We start from the raw sequence: 25,004 nt of genomic DNA on the forward strand, positions 1-25,004 counted from the left end.
GGCTCACTCGTTCGCCCTAGGCGCCTCGGCCTCGGCGCGAACCAACTTGATGTCGGCGCCCGCCGCCCAGGCGCCAATATCTTCCCGGCGCAATGCCGCCGCCATCATGTCCGGAAACAAATCCGGCGTGCAGGCGAAGACCGGAATGCCAAGTGCGGCGACCGAACCTGCCATTGCCGGATCGTAGCCGGGCCGGCCTTGGTCGGTCAGTGCCAGAAGCACGACGACATTGACGCCGGATCGAACCAGCGCCGCCAGCCGCCGCAGCAACTCCTGTCCATTGCCGCCTTCGTAGAGGTCGGTGATCAGCACCAGATGCGACTTGGTTGGCCGCTCGATACGGTCGGCGCAATAGGCGACGGCCTGGTTGATATCGGTGCCGCCGCCAAGCTGCACGCCGAACAGCACTTCGACGGGATCGCTGAGTTCTTCGGTAAGGTCGACGATGGCCGTGTCGAAACAGACGAGCTTGGTGCGCACGACCGGCAGCGAGGCCATCACCGCCGCGAAGATCGAGGCGTAGACGACCGAGCTTGCCATCGAGCCGGACTGGTCGACGCAGAGAACGACTTCGTCAAGATCGACCAGCCGGCGCTGCTTGCGCATGAAACCAACCAGCTTCTCCGGCACGATAGTTTTGTGCTCGGGCTGGTAGTGGCGAAGGTTCGCCGAGATGGTGCGCTGCCAGTCGATATCGCGGGCACGCGGACGGTTGGTGCGCTTCGATCGGTCGAGCGCGCCGCGTATCGCCTCGGCGGTCTTCTGCTCCAGCTTCTGCATCAGCTTGGCGACGATGTCGGCGATGATCGTGCGGGCGATGTCCTTGGTCTTGGCCGGCATGACCGAGCGGAGCGAAATCAGGTCGGCGACCAGGTTGACGTCCGCCTCGATCGCCTTGAGGAACTCCGGCTCCATCAGCATCTGCTTCAGGTCCAGCCGTTCGAAAGCGTCCTTCTGGACAATCTGAACGACCTGCGCGGGAAAGAAGGAGCGAATGTCGCCCATCCATTGCGCAACGCGCGGTGCCGAGCGGCCAAGCCCGCCACGCCGCTTGCGCGGGTCACTGGCCGCCGCGCTGGCACCATCGCCGTAGAGAGCATCGAGTGCCGCCGAAAGTCGTTTGTCGTCGCTGGAAAGTGCCGCCGACGCCTCGTCATCGGCGCCGATCGCCAGGCGCCAGCGGCGCTCCCCTCCGGCATCTGCAGTGAGTGGGCCGGGCTCGTTCATTTCGCCTTCGTCATCCATTGCCGTTTCCTCCCATGAGCAATGGTCCAAGCTGTTCCAGGTGTCGGCGCCATGCCTCGCCGCCATCCGGCGTCGGCGTCAGGCCAGCCGGCAAGCGCGCGGCGCGGCCGAGAACCGCTTCGATCAGCCGCCGGCGCTCCATGCTGTCCAGATTGGAAAAGACGCGGCGCAGCAACGGCAGGTGCGCGATGAAAGCATCTTCGTCGAGAGATTTGAGCCAGGAATCGACCGCGCCGCGCAGACCTTCGTCATAGATCAGCCGTTGACCGGCTGTGCTGAAGAAGCCCTCGAAGAACCCTGCCGCCTCGGCGACCGGCGTGCCCGGCGACAGGCGTCGCCCGAGCAGTCCGGCTGCGGCTTCGGCGGACAGGCGGCCGGCCTCGTAGAGCAGGTGCGCGGCGCATCCGGCCAGCAGCGCCGTCGCCCGCGACCCCTCCAGCACGGCAGCCAGCCCGTTGCGCCATCCGTTCAGCACGTCTTCCCCGGGCTCGACCAGCCTGATCGCCTCATCGGCCTTGCGCATCGCGCTAGCCAATGTCGCGGCGGCCTGCTCATCCAGGTCGCGTGCAGCGTAGGGAAGCGCGATCGCACCTTCGACGATCAGCCGCTCCATGAGGCCGGAAAGCCGGTTCGTCTCCGTTTTCCGGGCCTCGCCATAGCGGATGATGTCGGCGAGCGGCGGCACCGAGGCCAGAATCTCCAGGCATTCGCTGCTGCGCGCCGCGCGCGCCTCCAGGGCCGCGAGACCGGCCGTCGATGCTTCCGACAGGCCTGCCGTGATGGCCCCCTGGACCAGTGCCGCAAGAGTATCGAGGGTTGCTGCGGCTTCGATCATCTGGATCAGGCGGCCGTTGGCAGCCTTTTCGATGGTCGGCCCGTAGATCAGGTTCTCCACCAGGCGAACGGCATATTCCGGCTCCCAGGCCAGGGTCCACCGCTCGCGGAAGGTGCCACGGCTGCGACCGGCATCCGTCAACTTGCCCCAATGCACACCAAGCACGTTCAGCCGATGCAGCAATGTCGAACGAAACAGCCCGCTGTCGCTTCGCAGGTCGACGGATAGTTCCCGCTCCAGCGCTTCAGGTTTCAGCCGCGCCGCCTTCTGGTTGCGCTGCAGATCCTCGATCAACGGCGCCAATGGCGTGTCGGGTGGAATTTCGCCGACGTCCGCACCCAGAAGCAGCTCGGCCTCGACCAGGGCCCACAGCAACGCTTCGCCATTGAACAGAGCCGCAATTGCGGCGTCGCGCAATTCCTCAAAGCCGGGTTTCGGCCGCTCGCGAATTACGGCGAGCGTGCGGGCGAGCCGCTCCGCTTCGATCAGCGAAGCGGTCGAGACCAGGTGACCCTTCACCCGCAGCACCGCTGCAATCATTGCAAGCCACAACGTTGCTGCATCGCGCCGGCCGCGGGTGCGCCAGAGATGCTTGCACCAGCCGGGTGCGACGACGCCCGCGCCATAGCCGTATCCCAGCGCCAGACGCGGCCCGGTCCATGGCGCCCATGTCATCGTGCTCTTGCGCCGGGCAATTCCCTTGATCAGCGCCTGATCGTTTTTCTGCTTGTGTGTCGCCTGCAGTGCCGGCACATGCCACGCCCCGCAGACGACGGCGATAGGTCCGTCGAATTCCTTGCGCGCCGCAGCGATTTCGAGCCGCATATGCGCTTCGCGCTGGGCCTCGAACTGCGCGATCGAGCCTTCACCATCCCTCAGCGTCATCATCGCGTCGGAGATGGCGGCGAATATGGGGCCTGGTTCCGGATTCTGCTCGATGATGTCCGACCACCAGCTTTCGCCATCCTCATAGCCGGCGGCGCGGGCCAGCGTGCCTATCGGATCACGCCGATGCGGAGCCACATCATCACGCTCGATTGATTGCTTCGCTTCGTCAGAATCGACTTTTTCCGCGCCGTCGACCGCTGCTTCCGAGAAGCGCGCCGACGACGGCAGGTCGATGAAGCGCAACGCCGCCTTGTTGTCCACGGCCCAAAGGACCGCCTGATATTCCGGCGAGAACTCGGCGAATGGCCAGAAGCTTGTCGAAGCCGGATCCTCCTCCGGATAGCAAAGCAGTGCTACCGGCGGCTGCATTTCCGGGCGGGCCAGCAAGGGCAGCAGCGCGGAGGCATCGATCGGCCCCTCGATCAGCACGGCGACCGGCTGCAAATCCTGCAATGCCTGCACAAGGCTGTCCGCGGAACCCGGCCCGTGATGGCGTATGCCGAAATAGGCGACGTCGCTGTGCCCCATGGCGCGTCAGATCGCTGCGTTCAAGGCCGCATAGTAGCCGGCATAGTCGGGCCGCTTCTTGAGCACTGTTTCCAGATATTCCTCAAGCACTGCCTTGTCCTGTACCGGGTCTTTCACGATCGCGCCGACAAGGCTGGCGGCGAGACCTTCGGCGCCGAGCTTGCCGCTGTCGAACCACGCCGCCTGGCTCAGCCCGCCAACCATCGTGGCGATCGCCTCGGCGGTCGACAGCGAGCCCGAGGGCGTCTTCAGCGTCACCTTGCCGTCGGCGGTCGCACCGGCACGCAATTCACGGAAGATGGTCAATACCCGGGCTATCTCATCGCCGACATTTTTCGGCACCGGCAGGTCGAGCCCGCCGGCCATCTCATCGACCCGCTTGGAGACGATCGCCACCTCTTCAGCCATGTCTTCCGGCAATGGCAGCACCACGACATTGAAGCGACGCTTGAGTGCCGAGGAGAGTTCATTCACACCCTTGTCCCGGCTGTTTGCCGTGGCGATGATGTTGAAGCCGCGCTGGGCGTAGATCGATGTGTTCAATTCCGGGATCGGCATCATCTTTTCGGAAAGTACGGTGATCAGCGTGTCCTGCACATCCGAGCCCATGCGCGTCAGTTCCTCGAGCCGGCAGAGCTTGCCGGTCTGCATGGCGCGGTAGAGCGGCGTCGGCACCAATGCTTCCTGGCTCGGGCCCTTTGCCAGAAGTTGTGCATAGTTCCAGCCGTAGCGGATCTGGTTCTCGTCGGTGCCGGCCGTGCACTGCACGATCAGCGTCGAGTCGCCCATGATGGCGGCGGCCAGATGTTCCGATACCCAGGACTTGGCCGTTCCGGGAACGCCGAGCAGCAACAGTGCGCGGTCGGTGGCGAGCGTTGCCACCGCAGTCTCCATCAACCGGCGGCGACCGACATATTTTGGCGTTACCGGCGTGCCGTCACCGGCCTTCCCGCCCAGCAGATAAGTCAGCACAGCCTGTGGCGAGAGGCTCCAGCCGGCAGGCTTTTGCCTGTCGTCACCGCTCGCCAGCGCCTGCAATTCAGAGGCATAGGCCTGCTCGACCGGGAGACGGATGGCAGCGTTCATATGAATTCTCCGGATTGATCATGTGTCGGTTTAGACTGATGTTCGGCCAGCGCTGCATTGAGACGCAGGACACCGAGTGATGAGGCTGCGGGCGGCATGCCGGCTGCGACGACCTCGTCGATCAATTTTGCTGCTGTGGTCGCCGTGGCAAGGAAGCCGATCGTTTCCAGTATATCGTCGGCGCCCCGGCGCATGGCGTCGTCGTTTCCCGCAACGGCGGAACGCAGCGCCGCAAGAGCCGACCCATTCGAAAGATCGTCCCATTCCAGCCAGCCAGCATCAATGCCTTCCGCCAGATTGATCGCGTTGAGGTAATTCGCTTGCTTGAGGATCAGCCGGACGAGGGCTCGTTTCCTGCGACTGTCCAGGCGCGGCGTGAGGTGCAGCACGAACAGCGCTGGTTTGCCGCCATCGGCGACAAGTGCGTCCGCCATATGCGTCACCGCGGCGTCGCTCCCCGAAGCGGCGACCATTCGTGCGATCAGGATGTCGGCGTTGTTGTCGGCGCCGAATTGCCAGGCTCCTATGAACTCAGGTTCGGTAGCACTGAACCGCGCGGCCAGGTCGACCAAATTGCAGGTCTCGAACAATTCGGCGCGACGCTTTTCCTGCGCCGGCGATTTCAACTTCGCGGGCGTGTAGATGCTGCGGCGGCGGATGAAGCCGGATTTGCCTTCGCTGATGAAAGCGGCGAGTTCAGCTGCGGGATCATCCGGTCCGCCATCGTTTGAACGGCCGTGCTCCCCCAGCCTTGCCAGCAGCCGGCCAGCCAGTTCACGCACCTTGCCGGACCTGTCGGCGGAGAGGCTTTTAAGGAACGGCGCGTCCTCAGGATTCAGGCCGAAGCGCATGAGCTCAATGAGCGCAAGCCTGACCTCGGCGGGCTCGCCCGATGCCTTGGCCTCGACCAGCAGTCGAGCCGAAGCCGGTTCACTGCGGCGCATGTCTGCCAGCGCGATGCGTCGCGCGGCGGGATAGAACTCATCCCAATTTTCCGCCGTCAGTTTCTCTTGCGGGGCATGTCTCTCCCCGTCCACGCTTGCTTGCCAGTCGATCCAGGGAGCGTAGACGTCCGGACTGTTCTGATCCGACGCGACGGGCATCCAGTCCATCGGATGAAGCACAAAGCCGCGGCTGGCGACAAGCGTCACCACGCGCGTCTTGCGTCTCGCGTCGACGGCGTGTTTCAGAGCGGCTCGCAACAGCGGCCGCAACCGCTCCGGCAGCATAGGGAGCGCAAGCCTGGGCAGCGGCGGCCGACGCTTGAGCGTCTTCGGCGCCGCCGGCCGCAGGGCGACGTCAAGCGCCTGTGCTGCGATTGCCAGGAGCCGGCGCTCCTGCTCGTCGGGACTTGCACCGCCGGCGATTGTCTTCCAGGCGGTCGGAGCCAGATCGAAGGTGGCTCCGCCGGTGATCCAGCAATCGCGCATTGTCGCCAGGCCTGTTTGCTCGCTCTCGTTCACGACAGGTCAAGCCTCCCGAACCCGCTTTGCGCCGCCAGGAGGTCAAGCCTGGCGCCATCCCAGAGCGCTGCCGTGGCCGCAAGGTCGAGGCCGAGCAATGTTTGATTGACAGCGCCGGCGATCGGCAAGGCTATCCCTCGCGGATCGTCCGTGGCCTGCCACCAGCCTGTGCCGCGGTCGTCGACCAGGATCGCACCAGGCGGCAGCATGAGAGGACAATCGGTAATCCAAGGCGCAGCATCCTGATAGGAAGCATGTGTGGCGAGTGGGTCCTTTGCAGCGCCAAAGCTGAAATCAGGCCACGCGCCGGACATCACTTCACCCATGCGTTCCGCCACCAGTGCGCGAAGCGGCCTGCGTGATGGATAGAAGACCAGCCGGGCATCGAAACGATCGCCCGGTGCAAAAGCGTTGGACCGGCGTCCGGCGGAAGCCGGAAAATAATCGAGCAGCACGGCAAATTGCGGGGTAGCGCTCTTCAGATCAAGCAGCCAGGTCGAATGGCTGACGAGACCGTCACGGCGGCTCTCGATCTTCTCGCCCAGAACCTCCCAGAAGCTTTCGACCTGTCTTGCATCCGGATTGGCCAGGACCTGTTCGCGGGTTTCAGAGGTCGATACGAGGCGCTTCAGCTCTGGGTCGTCGGGCGCCGACCGCCACGCCTTGGCCAGCAGCACAAGCTTGCCGAGCTCGCGGATCGCCGCATCCGGTTTTTCCTCGCCGCGCAGCGCCATCAGCCGTGATGGGATCTCGTCGATGCGACCGGCAAGCGCGGTTGCCTTCATGTCGACCAGCCGCGCGGCAATCCGGCGGCAACGGTCGCTGCTGCCGTCGACAAACCCGGAAAGACCAAGCCGCAACTGATCGGCGATCCATTGATCGAGTTCGTCGAGCGCCGCCGACACTGCTTGCCGTGTGTCTTCAGCCCGCTTGCGCTGCGCTGCCTCACGACGCTCCACCGCCGCAACGTCTTCGACGGCGGCGCTCTCGTCCGTCCGTGCAGCCTCATCAATGCTTTTGGCTGCCGCACCGGCTATCGGTTGCGCTGGCGGTGGCGTCGTCTTCCTGCGCCTGCCAAGCCAGTCATTCACCCATTCCGGCGAGGATTCGGCTGCAGCAAAACTGGCTGGCGCGGTGGCGGCAATCCACATCAGGGCCAGCGTGTGCTTGCACGGGAATTTTCGCGACGGGCAGGTGCATTTGTAGCCGTGATCGCCCGTGTCGACCACCACCCGATATGGATTGGAGCCGGAGCCCTGGCATTCACCCCAGATGAGCGCCTGCTGCTCATTCTTTTCGAGCCGCGGCCAGTTCGATCGTTTGGTCAGCTTGGAGGCGGCGCTCAGCGACGCTTGATCAGGAGCAAGCGCCTCAATGGTCTTCAAATCGAATTCCAAGCCGCGCCCCTCGTGACTCGAACCAAACGCCTGTCGCCAGGATAGATAGCCGTTTGTGAAGAATTATTGTAGCTCTCGCAATGTGAAGATTCTCGCTCTGTCCTTATGTGCCCGAAACCGCCTGATCCGCAAACGAGGACCACCGCCATTCGGCGGGCAGAGCATTTTCAGCAAAACGGCGCTTGGCGGCCCATGCAACTGGTTCGCCTGCAGCGAGCCGTTCAGCCTTTGCCCTTCAGGTCGACAGGCATGGCATTTCAAACTGGCACCGCCCTGTATGATGGCTCTCCAGCGGGCTAGTTTTTGGCCCTTAGCGTGATTTGAACCACGCGGCGCTTGACTCCGGCGGCGGCTTGTGAAAAATTTTGCATCAATTGATAAAAATATCTTAGGGCGGAAATGGTTGGTTTTGGAAACGGCCTGCTGCGCGACGATGAAACCAGTATGGCGACGCGTGCCGCCTGGCTTCATTATGCTGGCGGGCTGACCCAGTCGGAGGTCGCCAAGCGGCTTGGCCTGACCAGCCTCAAGGCGCATCGTCTCATCACCAAGGCCAATCAGGAAGGGTTGGTCAAAGTCTATATCGACGGCGAAGTGTCGGAATGCGTCGCGCTTGAAGACGATTTGTCCAGCCGCTACGGCCTCGACTATTGCGAGGTCGTTCCCGACTTTGACGGGGAAGACCTGCCGCTCAAGGCGCTCGGCATCGCCGGCGCGCAGTTCCTCAAGCGTGAGATCGAGCGCGGCGAGGATACGCTGATCGGCGTCGGTCATGGCCGCACGCTCGCCGCCTGCGTGGAGTATCTGCCGCGCATATCGGCCGAAAAGATCCGCTTCGTTTCCCTGCTTGGCGGCCTGACGCGCAAGTTCTCGGCCAATCCGCACGACGTCATTCACCGTCTGGCCGAACGGACCGGCGCGGAAGCCTATGTGATGCCGGTGCCGATGTTCGCCAACACGGTCGAGGATCGAACTGTGCTGCTTGGGCAGAAGGGCATCAGCGAGGTCTTCGATCTTGGCAAAGCCGCCGACCTGCTCATCGCCGGTATCGGCACCGCCGAGCGCGAGGCGTCGCTGGTCGCCACCGGCATGATCGAGAAGGGCGAAATGGAGGAGATCCGTCGCAAGGGGGGCGTCGGCGAACTGCTCGGCCATTTCTTCGACGATGCTGGAAAGGCGGTCGAGACGACCCTTTCCAACCGGGCGCTGGCGCTGGCGCGAGAAGATATCAGCAATCGCAGGATCGTCGCCGTTGCCGGCGGCAAGGTGAAGGTTCGTGCCATCAAATCGGTGTTGGAGGGTCGCTATCTCAAGGGCTTGGTCACCGATGAGCGGACGGCGCGATCACTCGTGGAGCAGACGCCGGTCGGGTAGCCGGCAACCATTCGATTGAAACTACCCTGTGGAGGAGAAGACAAATGCATGAGAAAGAGAAAGACCTGATCGATGCGTTCCTGCGCGGACAAGTCGATCGTCGTGGGCTGATCAAAGGCCTTGGCGCGATGGGCCTTGCCGCCGGCACGGCCGGCACGCTGCTCAATCTGGGGCAGACCCGCGCGCTGGCGGCGGACTTCGACTGGCAGGCGCACAAGGGCAAGACCATCAAGCTCTTGCTCAACAAGCATCCTTACGCCGATGCGATGATCGCCAACCTTGAAAACTTCAAAAAGTTGACCGGCATGGAAGTCGTCTATGACGTGTTTCCGGAAGACGTCTATTTCGACAAGGTCACCGCTGCGCTGTCGGCCAGCTCGCCTGAATACGATGCCTTCATGACCGGCGCCTACATGACCTGGACCTATGGCCCGGCCGGCTGGATCACCGACCTTAACGAGTGGATCAAGGATCCGACCAAGACCAACGTGAACTATGCCTGGGACGACTTCCTGCCCGGCGTCAGGAAGTCCTGCGCCTGGAACGGTCAGCCTGGCGGCGTGCTCGGTTCCGACGACGCCAAGCAGTGGTGCATTCCGTGGGGCTTCGAACAGAACAACATCACCTACAACAAGGGTATGTTCGACAAGGTCGGCGTCAGCGTTCCCGGCAATATGGACGAGATGGTCGCTACGGCGGCCAAGCTCACCAAGGATGTTGGTGGTGGCGTCTACGGCATCGGCGTGCGCGGTTCACGCTCCTGGGCGACGATCCATCCCGGCTTCCTGTCGGCCTACGCCAACTTTGACCAGAAGGACCTGAACGTCTCGGCTGACGGCAAATTGTCAGCCGCGATGAACACCGCCGAATCCAAGGCCTTCCACAAGCAATGGGTCCAGATGATCCAGGAGAGCGGCCCCAAGGACTGGTCGACCTACACTTGGTATCAGGTCGGCACCGATCTCGGCGCCGGCGCCTCGGCAATGATTTTCGACGCCGACATCCTCGGCTACTTCATGAATGGCGGCGACAACAAGATGGCCGGCAAGCTCGCCTTCTCCGCCTTCAAGGCCAATCCCGCCGCCAAGGCTCCGACGCCCAACATCTGGATCTGGTCGCTGTCGATGTCCAATTTCTCGAAGGACAAGGACGCCACCTGGTACTTCATGCAATGGGCATCCGGGCCCGAGCATGCACTGTTCGGTGCGACCGAGATGGACTTCGTCAATCCGGTCCGTCAGTCGGTCTGGAACGACCAGATGTTCCGCGAGAAGCTGAACAAGAGCTATCCGGGCTATGTCGAGATGTTCGACGTTTCAGCGCCCGGCGCCAGCATCAAGTTCACCCCGCAGCCGCTGTTCTTCGATCTCACCACCGAATGGGCGGCGACGCTGCAGAAGATGGTGGCCAAGGAAGTGCCGATCGACGAAGGCCTCGACATGCTGGCCACCAGCGTCGACGGCCAGCTCAAGGAAGCCGGGCTCGGCTAAAGTCCTGGCGAACGGCTGGCCCGCTTCTGCGGGCCAGCCGGCCATTCCACTGCGAAGCGGCGCCTGGAGCATCGAACCCAAAAGTGGAAACCGGTTTTGGGGAAATCCGATGCTCAAACACTGGCGGTGCCGCCACTCGCCCAACCGGCCGCCTAGCTCCCTGGGCGGCCGGCAGGGCGAAGCAACAGAGATGACGGGTGAGCCACGATGACTGCGGCGACAATGCAAAGAAACAGGCCTTCCGGCTTCAGGATCAGCAAGAAGGTGCTGCCCTATGTACTCAGCCTGCCGGCCTTGCTCGTCTGCATCGGCATCCTGATCCCGTTCTTCACATCGGTGGTCTATTCATTGCAGCGCTACCGGCTGAGCCAGCCCTGGGCGCGGCAGTTCAACTGGGGCGACAATTACATCTCCTTTTTCACTGACCCGAGGTTCTGGAACACGCTGGAGATATCGCTGCTCTATGCCGGCATCACCGTCCTGCTCGAACTGCTTCTCGGTCTCGGCATCGCCATGCTGCTGCAGAAGCGCTCGACGCTGAACAATTTCATCTCGATCATGCTGTTGATGCCGCTGATGACGGCGCCGGCGCTTGCCGCGCTGATGTGGAAGCTGATGACCAATCCCGGCTTTGGCGTGCTGAGCTATCTCGCCAGCCTGATCGGACTGCAGGATTTCCGCTGGGCCTCGTCGCCGTCGACCGCACTTTTCACCGTGGTTCTTGTCGACATCTGGGTCTACACGCCCTTCATCATGATCCTGCTGCTTGCCGGCCTGCGCAGCTTGCCGACGCAGCCCTTCGAGGCGGCTGCACTTGACGGCGTGCCGAGGAGTTTCGTGTTCTTCCGCATCACCTTGCCGATGCTGACACCCTACATCCTGACGGCGACGCTGTTCCGCCTGCTTGATTCCATCCAGCAGTTCGACATCATCTATGCCATGACCCAGGGCGGTCCGGGCGATACGCTGACCGTCTTCCAGGTCGAGGCCTACCTCAACTTCTTCCAGTCGACCAATGTCGGCCGCTCGGCGGCGCTAATGATCATCCTGTGGGCGATCACCTACTTCCTCTCGAACATCTTCATCAAGAACTGGCTGCGCCTGCGCGAACGCGCCCGCGGCCAGGCATAGGAGGCTGAGATGGAACACACCTCGCTTCTCGAACGCATCCTGCGCGGCGCAGCACTGACGCTGGTCGTGATCTTCTTCATGTTCCCGATCGTCTGGATCTTCATGATGTCGTTCCAGACCAACGAGACCATCCTGCGGATTCCGCCGCAACTCGTCTTCAAGCCGACGCTGGCCAACTACACCGCGCTGATCACCGGAAAGCTGACGACGGCGGCCGGCACGCTCGACATCGCCTTCATGCGCAACCTCTGGAATTCGGTGTTCCTGTCGGTCACCTCGGTCGCCGTCGCGCTGCTGCTCGGTGTTCCGGCAGCCTACGCCTTTGCACGGCATAAGTTTCGCGGCTCGGAGGACATCGCCTTCACGCTGCTGTCGTTCCGGTTTGCGCCGGCGCTGCTGGTGCTCCTGCCGCTGACCCTCTATTTCCAGAAGCTTGGATTGGCCAACACCTATATCGGGCTGATCTGGGTCTATCAGCTGATCTGCCTGCCTCTGATCCTGTGGATCGTGCGCGGCTATTTCGAGGACATCCCGGCCGACATCGAATACGCCTATCGCATCGCCGGTCATTCCTGGTTCGCCACCTTCCGCAAGATCGCGCTGCCGCTCGCCGGCCCGGGCATTGCGGCTGCCGGCCTGCTCGCTTTCATCTTCGCCTGGAACAATTTCGTCTTCGCCCTCGTGCTCGCCTCGGCCGACAAGCAGCCGGTGACGGTCGGCGCGCTCGCCTTCATCACCTCCTCCGGCATCCAGTACGGCCAGATCTCGGCGGCGATCGTGCTTTCGATCACGCCGACGCTGGCACTTGCCCTCTATGCGCAGCGCTATCTCGTCGAAGGCCTGTCGCTCGGCGCGGTAAAGGGATAGTTCTCATGGCCAGCCTCGAACTGCGAAATGTCGTCAAGCGCTACAAGAGCCAGACTGTTCTCGACAATCTGTCGCTGACCGTCGCCGACGGCGAAACCCTGGTCCTGTTCGGACCGTCCGGCGCCGGCAAGACGGTGCTGCTGCGGCTCGTCGCCGGCGTCATCGATCCCGATGAAGGAAAGATATTTATCGGCGGCGAGGACATGACCGACCTCGACGCCGAGTTCCGCGGCGTCGGCATGGCGTTCCAGAACTTTGCGCTGTTTCCGCATATGACCGCCTTCGACAACATTGCGACACCGCTTCAGGCAAACCGCTCGTCGCAAAGTGCGATCAAGGTAGGCGTCCAGAGCGTCGCCAAGCTGCTCAAGATCGGCCATGTGCTCAGCCACAAACCACGGGCGCTGTCCAACGGCCAAAAGCAGCGCACCGCGCTTGCCCGCGCTCTGGTCGGCTCACCGCCGGTGCTCCTGCTTGACGACCCGCTGCGCAACGTCGATGCCAAACTGCGCTTCGAAATGCGGCTCGAACTGCCGAGGCTGCTGGCCGACCGTGGCGCGACCGTCGTTTACGTCACCCAGGATTATAAGGAGGCCATGGCGCTCGGCGATCGCATTGCGGTGATGTCGCAAGGTGTCATCAAGCAGCTCGGCACACCCGAGCAGATCTATCGTGAGCCGGCGAACATCGAGATCGCGCGGCTGTTCGGCGACCCGACAATCAACCTGCTCGACGTCAAGCCGTCGCGCGATGCCAAGGGCATTTATGTCGGCCTGTCGAATGTCCAGGTCCATCTGGCAGGCGCTTACGAGACGGCGGTCGGCCGCGACTGCGTGATCGGCCTACGGCCTGAAGCGCTGAGCTTCGTCGACGAAGGCACGCCGGCCGCCATTCCGGTGACGATCGAGGCGGAGACGCCGCTCAACGAAAAGATCGTCACGCTGGTGCGCACCGTGCGCGGCCGCGAAATCCTGGTCTCCCGTCCGGCCGGGACACCGGGTCAAACCGAGGGCAGGGCCCATATCGGCGTCGACAGCAAAAGCGCCCTTCTGTTCGATCGTGCCAGCGGCGACCGCATCGGCTCGAGGAACGTCGTCAATTTGCGCAGCGGAGAAGCGGCATGAGCCAGAGCGCACTCGCCATTTCAGGCGTCGACAAGTTCTATGGTCCGATCGATAGGGGCGTGCATGCTGTCCAGAATCTGACGATCGAAATCGACAAGGGCGACATCGTCGCACTGCTCGGCTCGTCCGGTTGCGGCAAGACCTCGACATTGCGCATGATCGCCGGCTTCGAAGAGGTCTCGCGCGGCACCATCTCGGTTGCCGGCCGCAGGGTGCACACGCTGCCGCCGGTCAAGCGCAATGTGGCGATGGCGTTCGAGGGCTACTCGCTCTATCCGCCGCTGACCGTGCGCGAGAACATGGCGTTTGCGCTGAAGGCGGCCAAGCTGCCGAAAAGCGAGGTTGACGCGAAGGTTGCCAGCATCGCCAAGCTGCTCGAGATCGAGGACATTCTGGAGCGTTATCCGAGCTCCATCTCCGGCGGCCAACAGCAGCGCGCCAGCCTCGGCCGGGCGCTGATCCGCCAGGCCGATCTTCATCTGCTGGACGAACCGATGGGCCAGCTCGAGCCGCAGCTTCGCGCCGTCCTGCGCGGCCGCATCAAACACTTCATCAAGGAGCGCGGCCTGACCGCGATCCTGGTCACCCACGACCAGACCGAAGCCAATGCGCTTGCCGACCGGATCGCGGTGATGGAAGGCGGCGTCCTGCAGCAGTTCGACACGCCCGACATGCTCAAGCAGCGGCCGGCCAACCTGTTCACCGGCACCTTCGTCGGCGAGCCGCCGATGAATGTCTTCGAGGCCTATGTCGGCACGGCTGCCGACAAGATCAATCTGCGGCTGCCCGACGGACTTTCGCTCGATTATGACAAGGACGCGTTCAGCGGCTCGGTTCGCGACGAATTGCTCAAACGGGAGCGGGTCGTCATCGGCATCAGGCCCTATGCGGTTCGCCGCTCGAAGGACGGCGTGCCGGCCACAGTTTCGGCCAACCAGTGGCTCGGCGACCAGACGCATATCGCGGCGGATTTCGCCGGCGGTTCGCTGGTCCTGGTCGAACACGACCGGACCCGGCTGGAGCTTGGCGCGCCGATCAATATCAGCATCGATCCGAAGAACCTGCACATCTTCGATCAGTCCAGCGGCATGGCCATTTCGCACGGCATGGAGCTTGCCTGATGCGGGATGTGCTGATCGGCATCGACGCCGGCACGTCTGTCATCAAATCCGTCGCCTTCGATACGGCGGGCCGGCAGCTCGCGGCTGCGGCGATGCCGAACCGGTATGAGACCTTGCCGGGCGGCGGTGCCGAGCAGGATCTGGCGCGCACCTGGGCCGATACCGCGACCACCCTGCGCGAACTTGCCGACAAGGTTCCGAACCTCGCCAGCCGCACCATCGCGATCGCCGTGACCGGACAGGGCGATGGCACCTGGCTGATCGACAAGGACGGTGAACCGGTCGCCAAAGGCTGGCTGTGGCTCGACGCGCGCGCCGCAGGGGTCGTCGAGGAGATACGGGCGCGACCGGAGGATCGGCTGCGCTTCGAAAAGACCGGCAGCGGTCTGGCCGCCTGCCAGCAGGGATCGCAGTTCGCCTTCATGAAGCGCCACATGCCCGAAATGCTTGGCAAGGCGGCGACGGCGTTCCACTGCAAGGACTGGCTCTATTTCAGGCTGACCGGGGAACGCGCCACCGATCCGTCGGAGGGGACCTTCACCTTCGGCGACTTCCGCACCCGTGGCTATTGCGACGATGTGCTTGAGGTGCTCGGCGTTACCGATCTCAGGCATCTGCTGCCGCCAATCGTCGACGGCACCAGACATAGCGCCGGCCTGTCGGCGGCTGCTGCCGAAGCGACCGGGCTGCTTTCCGGTACGCCGGTCGTGCTGGCCTATGTCGACGTGGCCTGCACCGCGCTCGGCGCCGGCCTGCTCGACCGCGAGCGCAAGCCAGGCTGCTCCATCATCGGTTCCACCGGCATGCATATGCGGCTTGCGCAGACGCCGGACGAGGTGCTGCTCAACGAGGCGGCGACCGGCTACACCATGACGATGCCGGTGCCCGGCGTCTTTGCGCAGATGCAGTCGAACATGGCGGCGACGCTCAACATCGATTGGGTCCTTAGCCTCGCCTCCGGCATTCTCGCTTCGCAAGGCATTACGCGCACCAATGGCGAGATGATCGCGCTGGTCGATGAATGGATATCGTCATCGGAGCCGGCCTCGCTGCTCTATCAGCCCTATGTGTCGGAGGCCGGCGAGCGCGGGCCGTTCGTCGATGCCAATGCCAGGGCCGGCTTCGTCGGCATTTCGTCGCGGCACGGTTATGCCGACATGGTCCGCGCCGTTTTCGAGGGACTGGCCTTCGCGTCGCGCGATTGCTATGCCGCCATGGGGCCGCTGCCGAGCGAAATCCGGCTGACCGGCGGTGCGGCCAGAAGTCCGGCTCTGCGCAAGATCCTGGGTGCTGTCGTCGGCGCCGCCATTCGCACCAGCGAACGCGAGGAAGCCGGTGCGGCGGGCGCCGCGATGATCGCTGCGGTCTGCGTCGGCCAATACAAGTCGATGGACGAATGCGTCGGCGAATGGGTCACGCCGCTGCTTGGTGCGGCGGAACCGAGCGACCGAAAACTTGCCGCGATCTACGAGCGGACGGTTCCGTCCTACACACTGGCGCATGAGGCGCTGCGGCCGGTCTGGCGGTCGATGGCCGCATCCAGGGCAAACTGAGAAGTCGAGGATGCGTAAGAAGATTGCAATCATTGGCGACCGCTTCATGCTTCCCGAGGTGTTTCGCGAGAAAATCGAGAAGGCCTGCGGCGGCAATCTCGACATCCGTACGCTTGAGGCTGCCTGGCCCGACAAGCCGATGGAATTCGGCAATGCGGCGCTCGGCCTCGACAAGGTGAAGGAGTATTTTGGCGATCCGGACGAGGTGGTCAATTTCATTGGCGACGCCGAGATTTTCGTCACCCAGCTTGCGCCGCTCTCCGAGACCATGATGCAGCGCTTGCCCACACTCAAACTGGTTGCGGTCTCGCGCGGCGGCCCGATCAACATCGATATGGCTGCCGCCAAGGCCCATGGCATCACCGTCGTCAATGTGCCCGGCCGCAATGCAAGTGCTGTGGCCGAGTTCACCATCGGTGCCATCCTTGCCGAGACGCGGCTGATCCGGGTCGGGCACGAAGCCTTGCGCAAGGGGGAATGGCGCGGCGATCTCTACCGGGCCGACCGTACCGGCCGCGAGCTCAACGAAATGACTGTCGGCGTCATCGGCTACGGCAACATCGGCACCAAGGTCGTCCGCCTGTTGCGCGCTTTCGGCTGCCGCATCCTGGTCACCGATCCCTATGTGCAGCTGAGCGCCGAAGACCGCAATGCCGGCGTCGAACTGGTCGCGCTGGACGAGCTTCTGTCCCGCTCCGACGTGATCACGCTTCATCCTCGCGTGACCGAGGAGACCCGCGGCCTGATCAACAAGGACACCATCGCCCGGATGAAGCCGGGGGTGATTTTCATCAACACCGCGCGCGGGCCGCTGGTCGACTACGACGCGCTCTACAATGCGCTCGTCTCGGGCCATATCGGCAGCGCCATGCTGGAGACGTTCGCGGTCGAGCCGGTGCCTGCGGACTGGCCGCTGCTGCAGCTTCCGAACGTCACGCTGACGCCGCATATCGCCGGCGCTTCTGTGCGCACGGTGACTTTTGCCGCCGAGCAGGCGGCCGAAGAGGTGCGCCGCTTCATCGCCGGGCTCCCACCGGTCAACCCATGCTGAAGGTCGCGGCAGCCATGAAGCACAATCGAGGCACTGAGGACCCGGCGAGATGAATGGCGCCACTGAAATCGTCGACCTCTTCGTCATCGGCGGTGGCGTCAACGGCGCCGGCATCGCGCGCGACGCGGCTGGCCGCGGGCTTTCCGTCATTCTGTGCGAGAAGGACGATCTGGCCGAAGGCACCAGTTCGCGATCGGGAAAGCTCGTCCATGGCGGCCTGCGCTATCTCGAATATTACGAGTTCCGGCTGGTGCGCGAGGCACTGATCGAGCGCGAAGTGCTGCTTGAATCGGCTCCGCACATCATCTGGCCGATGCGCTTCGTGCTGCCGCACAGCCCGGACGACCGGCCTGCCTGGCTGGTCCGGCTCGGCCTGTTCCTCTACGACCATCTCGGCGGCCGCAAGCGGCTGCCGGCCACCCGCACGCTTAACCTGCGCACCGCGCCCGAAGGCGCCCCGATCAAGGATGCGTTCAAGCGCGGTTTCGAATATTCCGATTGCTGGGTCGACGACGCCCGTCTCGTCATCATCAATGCGCTCGACGCTGCGGAACGGGGAGCCAAGGTCTTTACCCGGACCGCCTGCACCGCCGCCCGCCGTGAAAACGACCTGTGGTCGGTCGAAATGCGCGACAGCCGAACCGGCGTCAGGACGACGGTTCGGGCACGGGCACTGATCAACGCCGCCGGCCCCTGGGTCAATGACATCATCAACCGCGTGGCCGGCCAGAACTCCAAACGAAACGTCCGCCTGGTCAAGGGCAGCCACATCGTCGTGCCGAAATTCTGGGAAGGGCGGCAGGCCTATCTCGTCCAGAACAGCGACAAGCGCGTGATCTTCATCAATCCCTACCAGAACGATCTGGCCCTGATCGGAACTACCGACATTCCCTATGACGGGCGGCCGGAAGATGTGAAGGCTGATACCAGCGAGGTCGACTATCTGATCAGGATCGTCAATCGGTACTTCAAGCGCGAACTTGCCCATAGCGATGTCATCTACTCGTTTTCCGGCGTCCGGCCGCTCTATGACGACAACGCCGACAATCCGAGCGCGGTGACGCGCGACTATATTTTCGAGCTCGACGCCTCCGTCGGGCAGGCGCCGCTGCTCTCCGTCTTCGGCGGCAAGATCACCACCTTCCGCAAATTGGCCGAGCACGCGCTGGACCGGATCGCCCCGTTCTTTCCGAAAATGGGCAAGCCGTGGACGTCGAAAGGCTACCTGCCGGGTGGCGATATCGCCAATGCGGATTTCGAGCAGTTTCTCGGCGATCTCGGCCGCGAATATCCCTGGATGCCGGCATCGCTGGTCAAGCACTATGGCCGGCTCTACGGCACCAGGACGCGCGTTCTGGTCGGGGCGGCCAGGTCGCCCACCGATCTGGGGCGGGGCTTCGGCAAGGATTTTTTCGAACGCGAAGCCAATTATTTGTTCGAGCACGAATGGGCGCTGACCGCTGCCGATATTCTCGAACGGCGCACCAAGCACGGCCTGCATCTGTCCGCCGCAGAAAGAGCCGCCTTCGAGGACTGGTGTGCGAGCCGGCTGATGAAAGCAAGCTGATGGCCTTTACGCTTTCCCTCAACACCAATCCGCTGGTCAACCGTTTCGCCGAACCGGACGATCTGATCGATGCGATCGCCTACGACATCGGCATCCGGGACGTGCAGCTCACGCATGAATTCGTCAATCCCGGCTGGCCGGCGACGACGATCTCGAAATTCATCCGCCTATTCCGCACCGCGCTCGACCGCACCGGTGTGCGCGTGACATCCGGCATGACCGGCCCCTACGGGCGGCTCAACCATTTTGGCCATCCCGACGCCGACGTGCGCCGCTACTACGTCGATTGGTTCAAGACCTTTGCCGACATTTCGGCCGAGCTCGGCGCCAGCGGCATGGGCACCCAGTTCGCGATCTTCACGCACAGGGATTTCGACGATCCCGAGCGTCGTGAGCCGCTTTTCGACATCGCGCTGGAATGCTGGCGCGAGGTCGCCGAGCACGCCAAGACAGCCGGATTAACCTATCTGTTTTGGGAGCCGATGTCGGTCGGCCGCGAATTCGGCCATACGATCGAGAGTTGCTGGGCACTGCACAACCAGATCGAAGCAGCCGGCATGGCCATTCCGTTGAAGATGATGGTCGATATTGACCATGGCGACGTGACCTCGAACAACCCGGTCGACATCGATCCCTATGCCTGGGCCGAAGCCTTTCCCAGGGTATCGCCGATCATCCACATCAAACAGTCGTCGATGAACAAAGGCGGCCATTGGCCGTTCATCGCCGCCTACAACAAGGACGGCCGCATCACGCCGGAAAAGCTTCTGGAGACGGTTCGCCGCGGCGGCGGCGTCGACAACGAGATCTGCCTCGAACTGTCGTTTCGCGAACGCGAGCCGGTCGACCACCAAGTCGTCGCCATGATCCGCGAGTCGGTCGACTACTGGGCGCCGTTTATCGAGACCGGCAGGGCGGCGATTTTACCGCGAACCGAGTAGAACCGGCGGGGCATTTGGACGAATCCCCCTCACCCGGATTGCCAACCGAATTGCGAAGGGCAATTCGGGGCAATCCGACCTCTCCCCGAGGGGAGAGGAGATCGCCAGCGTTGGCGCTAAGCCTCTTCTCCCCAGCGGGGAGAAGGTGGCCGCGAAGCGGCCGGATGAGGGGGAGCCTCACATGCGAAAGCGGGAGTGCTTGGTCAGAACTCAGCCGAATTTCGGGTCGAGACTGCCCGACTTGTAGCGCTTGGCCATTTCCGAGACCGGCAGCGGCTTGATCTTCGACGCATTGCCGGCGGTGCCGAACTGCTCGAAGCGCTCCTTGCACAGCTTCCTCATGGCGGCCATTGCCGGCGTCAGATATTTGCGCGGGTCGAATTCGCTCGGGTTCTCGGTCAGCACCTTGCGGATCGCACCGGTCAGCGCCATGCGGTTGTCGGTATCGATGTTGATCTTGCGCACGCCGTGCTTGATGCCGCGCTGGATCTCCTCGACCGGCACACCCCATGTCGGCTTCATCTGGCCGCCATATTTGTTGATGATCTCCTGCAGCTCTTCCGGCACCGAGGACGAGCCGTGCATGACGAGGTGCATGTTCGGCAGGCGGCGATGGATCTCCTCGATCACATTCATGGCCAGAACCGCGCCGTCCGGCTTGCGCGAAAACTTGTAGGCGCCGTGGCTGGTGCCCATGGCGACGGCCAGCGCGTCGACATGCGTGTCCTTGACGAATTGCACCGCCTGCTCCGGATCGGTCAGCAACTGGTCGTGGCTGACGGCGCCTTCGACGCCGTGGCCGTCTTCCTGTTCGCCGCCGCCCATCTCCAGGGAGCCGAGAACGCCGATCTCGCCTTCCACCGACACGCCGCCCCAATGCGCCATATCGACGACGCGCCGCGTGATACCGGAATTATAATCGTAGTCGGCCGGCGTCTTGCCGTCTTCCTTCAGCGATCCGTCCATCATCACCGAGGTGAAGCCATACTGGATCGCGGTCACGCATGTGGCTTCGTTGTTGCCGTGGTCGAGATGCATGCAGACCGGGATATCGGGGTGGATTTCCACCAGTGCGTCGATCAGCTTGGCCAGCACGACGTCGTTGGCATAGGCGCGGGCGCCGCGGCTCGCCTGCAGGATAACAGGCGATTTGGTCTCCTCGGCGGCCTCCATGATGGCGAGGCCCTGTTCCATATTGTTCATGTTGAACGCAGGCACGCCATAGCCGTGTTCGGCGGCATGGTCGAGCAATTGTCTCAATGTGATGCGAGCCACCCAATGGTCTCCCGTATTTGGTTTCAAGCCTATGGTTGCGAGCCGTTCGTTCGTCGTTCAGCCCACTGATGCTTCTGGCCGGATTTCCGGAGAACCGCAACCTTTGGCCAAGGCGCCGGGAGCAATTCTTGTTACAAGACAGCAATCAAAAGCGAATAATATACCAAAGAAATGTAACATGATCACAAAAATTTAGATACCTATGCGATTTCCTCTGTTATAATGGCTTTGGCTCGCCGTTTCCGCCACCGCGGATTCGCAGCGGACCGGAATTCAGGAAACAGGCTGGGCAATGAAGAGCGACGGCCGGCGGCAAGGCATCATGGATTTTCTGATGGACACTGGCACGGCCAGTGTCGATGAGCTTGCCACGCGCTTCGGCGTGTCGAAGATGACCGTGCATCGCGATCTCGACGAGCTTGAGGAAAGCGGCTTCCTGCGCAAGGTGCGCGGCGGTGCTTCGATCCAGCCGAGCGGCCTTTTCGAGAGCGATTTCCGCTACCGTCAGAAGCAGGCCGGTGAGGAGAAGCAGCGTTTGGCCGCTGCTGCCGTGGCGATGATCGAACCGGGCCAGACGGTGATCATCGACGACGGCTCGACGGCCGGCGGCATTGCGCGCCACCTTGCGGATCTCCGCCCGCTTACCGTGATCTCCAACAATCTGGCCGTCATCCAGGATCTGGCCGGCGTTGGAGGGATCACCCTGATCGCGCTCGGTGGCCAGTACAGCAAGAAGTTCCACGGTTTCTTCGGCCTGCTTGCCGAGGACACGTTGAGATCGTTGCGCGCCGATGTGGCCTTCCTGTCGTCGTCGGCCATCCACGGCGCTTCCGCCTTCCACCAGGACCAGGAAGTGGTCCACACCAAGCGGCTGATGATGGCCGCCGCCGCCCGCAAATATCTGCTGGTCGATCACGGCAAGTTCGGCCGCACGGCCCTGCATTTCCTGACCGATCTCAAGGCGTTCGACGCCGTCTTCACCGGTCGCGAACTGGGACCGCAGATGCGCGAGGCGTTGGATGCCGCCGGTGTTTCGCTAACGGTCGTCGAGAAGGATTGAGGAGGACGCGTGGTTTACTGGGTCGGCACAAGCTGGAAAATGAACAAGACGCTTGCAGAGGCGACTGACTTCGCCAAGGCGCTGGCGGGATTCGTTCCCGGTCTCGACGACCGCATCCAGCCCTTCGTTATCCCGCCCTTCACGGCGGTCCGCGAGGTCAAGAAAGCGTTAGCGACGACGCGGGTCAAGGTTGGCGCCCAGAACATGCACTGGGCCGACGCCGGAGCCTGGACCGGCGAGATCTCGCCGGTGATGTTGAAAGACTGCGGGCTCGACCTCGTCGAGCTCGGCCATAGCGAACGGCGCGAGCATTTCGGCGAGACCGACCATGCGGTCGGCCTCAAGACCGCCGCGGCGGTGAAGCACGGGCTTGTGCCGCTCATCTGCGTCGGCGAGACATTGGCGCAACGCAACAGCGGCCAGGCCGACGCGGTGTTGGCCATGCAGGTGCATGGCGCGCTGCAATACCTCGAAGGCCAGGCAAAGGCGGCGACGATCGTGTTTGCTTACGAACCGGTCTGGGCGATTGGCGACAAGGGCATTCCGGCAAGTGCGGACTATGCCGATAGGCAGCAGGGGCTGATCAAGAAGATCGCCGGCGATCTTCTGCCGGCCATACCGCCGGTGCTTTATGGCGGCAGCGTCAATCCGCAAAATGCCGCCGAGTTGATCGGCCAGCCTCATATCGACGGGCTGTTCATTGGCCGCTCCGCCTGGCAGGCGGATGGTTACATCGACATCCTTCAACGCGCCTCGGCGGCGATCTGAATCAATCGAATAGGAAAGGACAGAAAAAATGAAAATAGCCATTGGAGCCGACAGTGCCGGCAGACCGCTGCTCGACGTCATTGCCGCGCATCTCGCCACCAAACCCGGCCTCGCCGTCAGCGACCTCAGCCAGGCGGGCTACTATGCCGACCTGTCGCAGAAGCTCGCCCAGACCATCCTCGACGGCGAGAACGATCGCGGCATTCTGTTTTGCGGCACCGGCATCGGCGTTTCCATCTCGGCCAACAAGGTGCCCGGCATTCGCGCAGCACTCACCCATGACACCTATTCGGCGGAGCGCGCGGCCAAATCCAACAATGCCCAGATCATCACCATGGGCGCCCGCGTCATCGGCCCGGAACTGGCCAAGTCGATCGTCGACGCCTGGCTCGCATCGGAGTTCGACGAAAAGGGACCGTCGGCCGGCAATGTCCAGGCGATCGACAGGCTCGATGCAGCTGGGCTAAGCCAAGCTTTTCCGCATTGCGCCGATGACGGTGACTGCCGACGCGGCGCCAGGGTCCACGTGCCCGAGTGACCGCTCGCCGAGCCGCGACGAGCGGCCCTTCGCGGCGATCATATCCTTGGTCGCCTCGGCGCCCCGTTCGGCTGCTTCGAGGGCTGCTGCCAGGCTTTCGGACAGGGTCTTGCCGGCGGCATGCGCGGCGGTGGCGGCTTGCGCCGCCGGCAGCCAGGCGTCGACCATCGTCTTTTCGCCGATCTCCGCCTTGCCGCGATCCTGGATGCCTTGCGCCATCGCCTGGAACAGGGCGATGAAATCGGCACCCGCCAAGGTCGCCCTGCCCTTGACGGCGGCCGCGCCGCGCATGAAGGCGGTCGCATAGAGCGGGCCTGACGAAGCGCCGACGGCGTTGAGGAACGATTTCGCCGCGGTGTTGAGGAGAGCTGTCGGCTCGGTCGCCGAAAGGTCCAGCGGCGCCAGCGCATCGCGCACCGCACCGAAGCCGAGCGCCATGGCGATGCCGTGATCGGCGTCGCCGATGACGCCGTCGAGCTGGCAGAGCCGGTCCTTGTCGACTTCGATCGCCACAGCGATCGCATCGAACATTGTTTTCAAGCCGGCCGTATCGATGGATGTCATGGATGCTACTTTCATCCGGCGCGGAACATGGCGCAGTCGCAAGGATGGTCGAGCATCGTCTGCAATTCGCCGTCGACATGCATCAGCGTCACCGAGGCGCCGGCCATTTCGAGCGAGGTGCAATAATTCCCGACCCAGGTTGCATGAACTGACACACCGATGTCATCGAGCCTCTGCTTGGCGCGCCGATTCATGATGTAGAGCTCCATCAGCGGCGTCGAGCCGAGCGAATTGACGAGCACGGCGACCTTGTCGCTACGCGCCGGCGCCATCTCGTCGAGGATCTTGTCCAGCATCTCATCGGTGATCTCGTCGGCCGTTTTCAGCTTTCCGCGCGCGATGCCCGGCTCGCCATGGATGCCCATGCCGATCTCCATCTCGTCGGGCCCGATTTCGAAATTCGGCCGGCGGGTCTGCGGCAGCGAACAGGGCGACAGCGCCACGCCCATGGTGAAGGTGTGATCGTTGGCCTTCCTGGCGATACGCTGGCATTCGTCGAATGACAGCATCCGGTCGCAGGCGGCACCCGCAGCCTTGAAGATGAAGAAATTGCCGGCAACACCACGGCGCTTTTGCCTCTGGTCACGCGGCGCCGATGCGACGTCGTCAGTGGTCAGCACCGTGCGCACCTCGATGTCGTCCATCGCCGCCATCTCTGCGGCCATATCGAAATTCATCACGTCGCCGGCATAGTTGCCGTACATGAACAGCACGCCGGCGCCGCCGCTGGCCGCCTTGGCGCATTCGAGGATCGGGTCCGGCGGCGGCGACGCAAAGACGTTGCCTATTGCCGCCGCGTCGGCCAGCCCCTTGCCGACGAAGCCGAGGAATGTCGGCTCGTGGCCGGAGCCGCCGCCGATGACGAGGCCGACCTTGCCCTGGCGAGGTCCATCGCGGGCGATGATCGAGCGTGGGCTGCCCTCCGCGCTTTTGAGATGGCGGGGATGCGCGGCCAGGATGCCTTCCAGCATCTCGTCGACAGTGCGGTTGCCGTCGTTGACGATCTTCTTGGTCTGCACCTGCATCCTCCCGATTTCGATATTTTCGCAGATAGTACAGAGTGTTACCGGGATTTCCACCCGGGCATGGACATTTCACGCGGCAATGCGTCCCGCGCGCCAGGATCTGCACGCAGGCA

At 63.2% G+C, this 25,004-nt stretch carries 20 protein-coding genes and 1 pseudogene; 13 read left to right on the forward strand and 8 right to left on the reverse strand.

The features are described 5' to 3' along the window. Positions 1-3: 3 nt before the first annotated feature. The 5 genes from BQ8482_RS07555 to BQ8482_RS07575 are packed head-to-tail and all read right to left on the reverse strand — an operon-like array spanning position 4 to position 7,430. Positions 4-1,245, reverse strand: coding sequence for a VWA domain-containing protein (locus tag BQ8482_RS07555; RefSeq protein ID WP_123146891.1), 1,242 nt, complete (start codon positions 1,243-1,245; stop codon positions 4-6). Then, a complete protein-coding gene (locus BQ8482_RS07560; protein WP_123146892.1) occupies positions 1,238-3,496 on the reverse strand; it encodes a DUF5682 family protein in 2,259 nt (752 codons plus the stop codon). Before BQ8482_RS07560 ends, BQ8482_RS07555 begins: the two co-directional genes overlap by 8 nt. 6 nt (positions 3,497-3,502) lie before the next feature. Continuing rightward, a complete protein-coding gene (locus BQ8482_RS07565) occupies positions 3,503-4,582 on the reverse strand; it encodes an ATP-binding protein (protein WP_123146893.1) in 1,080 nt (359 codons plus the stop codon). Next, entirely contained in the window at positions 4,579-6,045 is a 1,467-nt protein-coding gene (locus tag BQ8482_RS07570; protein ID WP_123146894.1) for a DUF5691 domain-containing protein, read from the reverse strand. The genes BQ8482_RS07565 and BQ8482_RS07570 overlap by 4 nt, the downstream gene beginning before the upstream one ends. Beyond that, a complete protein-coding gene (locus BQ8482_RS07575; RefSeq protein WP_244602652.1) occupies positions 6,042-7,430 on the reverse strand; it encodes an SWIM zinc finger family protein in 1,389 nt (462 codons plus the stop codon). Before BQ8482_RS07575 ends, BQ8482_RS07570 begins: the two co-directional genes overlap by 4 nt. 411 nt (positions 7,431-7,841) lie before the next feature. On the opposite strand from BQ8482_RS07575, the gene BQ8482_RS07580 reads away from it, so the two are divergent. The 10 genes from BQ8482_RS07580 to BQ8482_RS07625 all read left to right on the forward strand — a co-directional run bounded on the left by BQ8482_RS07580 (position 7,842) and on the right by BQ8482_RS07625 (position 19,661). After that, a complete protein-coding gene (locus BQ8482_RS07580; RefSeq protein ID WP_095495079.1) occupies positions 7,842-8,816 on the forward strand; it encodes a sugar-binding transcriptional regulator in 975 nt (324 codons plus the stop codon). Positions 8,817-8,860: 44 nt separating this feature from the next. Next, complete coding sequence (locus tag BQ8482_RS07585) at positions 8,861-10,306, forward strand: ABC transporter substrate-binding protein (RefSeq protein ID WP_123146896.1); 1,446 nt, start codon at positions 8,861-8,863, stop codon at positions 10,304-10,306. A 207-nt stretch (positions 10,307-10,513) separates the two neighbouring features. Beyond that, positions 10,514-11,437: a carbohydrate ABC transporter permease gene (locus BQ8482_RS07590; protein ID WP_123146897.1), complete on the forward strand. Its 924-nt coding sequence runs from the start codon at positions 10,514-10,516 to the stop codon at positions 11,435-11,437. Positions 11,438-11,446: 9 nt separating this feature from the next. Beyond that, on the forward strand, positions 11,447-12,304 hold the full coding sequence (locus BQ8482_RS07595; protein WP_123146898.1) for a carbohydrate ABC transporter permease: 858 nt from the start codon (positions 11,447-11,449) through the stop codon (positions 12,302-12,304). Positions 12,305-12,309: 5 nt separating this feature from the next. Further along, positions 12,310-13,428: an ABC transporter ATP-binding protein gene (locus BQ8482_RS07600; protein ID WP_123146899.1), complete on the forward strand. Its 1,119-nt coding sequence runs from the start codon at positions 12,310-12,312 to the stop codon at positions 13,426-13,428. Next, positions 13,425-14,549, forward strand: coding sequence for an ABC transporter ATP-binding protein (locus BQ8482_RS07605; RefSeq protein WP_123146900.1), 1,125 nt, complete (start codon positions 13,425-13,427; stop codon positions 14,547-14,549). Before BQ8482_RS07600 ends, BQ8482_RS07605 begins: the two co-directional genes overlap by 4 nt. Then, positions 14,549-16,102, forward strand: a complete 1,554-nt coding sequence (locus BQ8482_RS07610) for an FGGY-family carbohydrate kinase (RefSeq protein ID WP_123146901.1) — start codon at positions 14,549-14,551, stop codon at positions 16,100-16,102. Before BQ8482_RS07605 ends, BQ8482_RS07610 begins: the two co-directional genes overlap by 1 nt. 10 nt (positions 16,103-16,112) lie before the next feature. Continuing rightward, entirely contained in the window at positions 16,113-17,153 is a 1,041-nt protein-coding gene (locus BQ8482_RS07615; RefSeq protein WP_123146902.1) for a 2-hydroxyacid dehydrogenase, read from the forward strand. A 49-nt stretch (positions 17,154-17,202) separates the two neighbouring features. Beyond that, a complete protein-coding gene (locus tag BQ8482_RS07620; protein ID WP_123146903.1) occupies positions 17,203-18,720 on the forward strand; it encodes a glycerol-3-phosphate dehydrogenase in 1,518 nt (505 codons plus the stop codon). Then, complete coding sequence (locus BQ8482_RS07625; protein ID WP_123147450.1) at positions 18,720-19,661, forward strand: sugar phosphate isomerase/epimerase family protein; 942 nt, start codon at positions 18,720-18,722, stop codon at positions 19,659-19,661. Before BQ8482_RS07620 ends, BQ8482_RS07625 begins: the two co-directional genes overlap by 1 nt. A gap of 210 nt (positions 19,662-19,871) precedes the next feature. On the opposite strand, the gene fba is transcribed toward BQ8482_RS07625, so the two are convergent. Continuing rightward, on the reverse strand, positions 19,872-20,936 hold the full coding sequence (gene fba / locus BQ8482_RS07630; protein WP_123146904.1) for a class II fructose-bisphosphate aldolase: 1,065 nt from the start codon (positions 20,934-20,936) through the stop codon (positions 19,872-19,874). Between the two features lie 292 nt (positions 20,937-21,228). Between fba and BQ8482_RS07635 the strand changes: the two genes are divergently transcribed. The 3 genes and pseudogenes from BQ8482_RS07635 to derI form a co-directional block, all read left to right on the forward strand. After that, on the forward strand, positions 21,229-21,996 hold the full coding sequence (locus BQ8482_RS07635; RefSeq protein WP_123146905.1) for a DeoR/GlpR family DNA-binding transcription regulator: 768 nt from the start codon (positions 21,229-21,231) through the stop codon (positions 21,994-21,996). Between the two features lie 9 nt (positions 21,997-22,005). Beyond that, positions 22,006-22,764 carry a triose-phosphate isomerase gene (locus tag BQ8482_RS07640; protein ID WP_123146906.1) on the forward strand — a complete coding sequence of 253 codons (759 nt, stop codon included), beginning with the start codon at positions 22,006-22,008 and terminating at the stop codon, positions 22,762-22,764. A 28-nt stretch (positions 22,765-22,792) separates the two neighbouring features. Continuing rightward, a pseudogene (derI, locus tag BQ8482_RS07645) lies at positions 22,793-23,221 on the forward strand (D-erythrulose-4-phosphate isomerase); the annotation flags it as partial. Positions 23,222-23,227: 6 nt separating this feature from the next. Here the strand turns inward: derI and dhaL are convergent. Together dhaL and BQ8482_RS07655 are read right to left on the reverse strand one after the other, a co-directional pair. Then, a complete protein-coding gene (gene dhaL / locus BQ8482_RS07650; RefSeq protein ID WP_123146907.1) occupies positions 23,228-23,866 on the reverse strand; it encodes a dihydroxyacetone kinase subunit DhaL in 639 nt (212 codons plus the stop codon). Between the two features lie 11 nt (positions 23,867-23,877). Further along, entirely contained in the window at positions 23,878-24,891 is a 1,014-nt protein-coding gene (locus BQ8482_RS07655) for a dihydroxyacetone kinase subunit DhaK (RefSeq protein ID WP_208867599.1), read from the reverse strand. Between the last annotated feature and the right edge of the window lie 113 nt (positions 24,892-25,004).

It is taken from the genome of Mesorhizobium delmotii, from assembly GCF_900149755.1.
Classification (GTDB): domain Bacteria; phylum Pseudomonadota; class Alphaproteobacteria; order Rhizobiales; family Rhizobiaceae; genus Mesorhizobium; species Mesorhizobium delmotii.

Coding starts and splice junctions, on each gene's coding strand:
- BQ8482_RS07555 (WP_123146891.1), bottom strand. CDS start 1,245: ATGGATGACGAAGGCGAAATGAACGAGCCCGGCCCACTCACTGCAGAT.
- BQ8482_RS07560 (WP_123146892.1), bottom strand. CDS start 3,496: ATGGGGCACAGCGACGTCGCCTATTTCGGCATACGCCATCACGGGCCG.
- BQ8482_RS07565 (WP_123146893.1), bottom strand. CDS start 4,582: ATGAACGCTGCCATCCGTCTCCCGGTCGAGCAGGCCTATGCCTCTGAA.
- BQ8482_RS07580 (WP_095495079.1), top strand. CDS start 7,842: ATGGTTGGTTTTGGAAACGGCCTGCTGCGCGACGATGAAACCAGTATG.
- BQ8482_RS07585 (WP_123146896.1), top strand. CDS start 8,861: ATGCATGAGAAAGAGAAAGACCTGATCGATGCGTTCCTGCGCGGACAA.
- BQ8482_RS07590 (WP_123146897.1), top strand. CDS start 10,514: ATGACTGCGGCGACAATGCAAAGAAACAGGCCTTCCGGCTTCAGGATC.
- BQ8482_RS07595 (WP_123146898.1), top strand. CDS start 11,447: ATGGAACACACCTCGCTTCTCGAACGCATCCTGCGCGGCGCAGCACTG.
- BQ8482_RS07600 (WP_123146899.1), top strand. CDS start 12,310: ATGGCCAGCCTCGAACTGCGAAATGTCGTCAAGCGCTACAAGAGCCAG.
- BQ8482_RS07605 (WP_123146900.1), top strand. CDS start 13,425: ATGAGCCAGAGCGCACTCGCCATTTCAGGCGTCGACAAGTTCTATGGT.
- BQ8482_RS07610 (WP_123146901.1), top strand. CDS start 14,549: ATGCGGGATGTGCTGATCGGCATCGACGCCGGCACGTCTGTCATCAAA.
- BQ8482_RS07615 (WP_123146902.1), top strand. CDS start 16,113: ATGCGTAAGAAGATTGCAATCATTGGCGACCGCTTCATGCTTCCCGAG.
- BQ8482_RS07620 (WP_123146903.1), top strand. CDS start 17,203: ATGAATGGCGCCACTGAAATCGTCGACCTCTTCGTCATCGGCGGTGGC.
- BQ8482_RS07625 (WP_123147450.1), top strand. CDS start 18,720: ATGGCCTTTACGCTTTCCCTCAACACCAATCCGCTGGTCAACCGTTTC.
- BQ8482_RS07635 (WP_123146905.1), top strand. CDS start 21,229: ATGAAGAGCGACGGCCGGCGGCAAGGCATCATGGATTTTCTGATGGAC.
- dhaL (WP_123146907.1), bottom strand. CDS start 23,866: ATGACATCCATCGATACGGCCGGCTTGAAAACAATGTTCGATGCGATC.
- BQ8482_RS07655 (WP_208867599.1), bottom strand. CDS start 24,891: ATGCAGGTGCAGACCAAGAAGATCGTCAACGACGGCAACCGCACTGTC.